This is a genomic window from Shigella sp. FC1967 (assembly GCF_001743005.1).
In the GTDB taxonomy this organism is placed as follows: Bacteria; Pseudomonadota; Gammaproteobacteria; order Enterobacterales; family Enterobacteriaceae; genus Proteus.
The window spans coordinates 1-1,138 of record NZ_MIIZ01001047.1; the positions used below are offsets into that span (position 1 = coordinate 1).

2 protein-coding genes are annotated in these 1,138 nt (G+C 46.7%); one reads left to right on the top strand and one right to left on the bottom strand.

Going from position 1 to position 1,138, the window contains the following annotated elements:
• Positions 1 to 441 (bottom strand): hypothetical protein (locus BHE89_RS17980; protein WP_128860696.1); only part of this gene is annotated, 441 nt, incomplete at its 3' end.
• A 258-nt stretch (positions 442 to 699) separates the two neighbouring features.
• On the opposite strand from BHE89_RS17980, the gene BHE89_RS17985 reads away from it, so the two are divergent.
• Entirely contained in the window at positions 700 to 981 is a 282-nt protein-coding gene (locus BHE89_RS17985; RefSeq protein WP_011872857.1) for a hypothetical protein, read from the top strand.
• The last annotated feature ends 157 nt before the right edge of the window (positions 982 to 1,138 follow it).

A 1,138-nucleotide genomic window follows, 5' to 3' on the forward strand; every position in this document is an offset into this window, starting at 1 on the left:
AAAAAGGTAATTGATTATTGCTGTATCCAGTAGGTCGTGACATCCATTAAGCAAGTCCACGATATTGGCCGCAGCTTCGTTTTCCTCTCCGTCATCTCGACCAGCTAATACCGATTCAACCCAAGCCTCAAGGCTAGGATGTCCCTCAGCGAGTTGTATTTGACGGCACTCGTTCTCGATCAACCCTGTGATTGCTTCGTTGAGCGTTCCGCCATAAGTCGGCATGTTGAGAACGACTCCAAATCCGGGGATTTCTTTTTGGATTGGCTTCGCATCCTTGGGAGCTGATTTCAGCCACAGGAAAAACCAGATCCCAGAGCTTATGTCTTCCGGCTTGACTTGGTTGGTCGCAAGGAATTTGGAAACCTCGTTACAGATGATGCCATCTGGCGCGGCCATCTCGTAAATACCCGCCATCAGATCTTCAAGGCTCTTATACATATTATTTCTCGCACCTGCACATTATGTATCCACTATCGCTGTTAAGCCGATCCCTCGCAAGTATGTTCCAACGCGACATTATACCGTTTTGTCGCTACCTGTAAAATTATCGTATTACCGTAATTATGATAATTACAGTAAATAATCATAAAGTCTGCGTGGTTTGTTCTACTTATTAAAATGTATCTTTGAAAAAGTAGAGTTTTTGGAATAGGATAGGTGGTGCCGAATACCCACTTTTTACAAGGAGCGCGATCAGTGATTTTTGATGTAAGAGCGACCTTCGAGGTAGCACTCCAGACTGACACCCACCTGGTACTTGTCGATCTGGATCAGGGAGCATCAGTTACGAACGATGCTGATGCAGTGATCGCCTGGTTGGCCGCAAACCTCGAAGGTGGAATTGGAAAACGTAAGGTGTACTACCGGGACACCGATGGACGCTTTGATGAGCTCAAGGTTAATGCCGGTACTTTTGCCGGATTTGCACCTTGTAGCGAAGGCCAGCAGACCGCCCTGGCAGGGATGCTCGGCCAGTAACTTTGTGTGGAGAACTCGATGTTAAACAAAAACAAATTTGAAAAGGTGTTGGCGAGAGTCATCAACAAGAACAGTAACCGATGCTCAGTGTGCAAAAAGCCGTTTTCTGGGCCTTGCCACACATTTGGTGGGTTGGATGCAGACAGTAAGGTGCAGA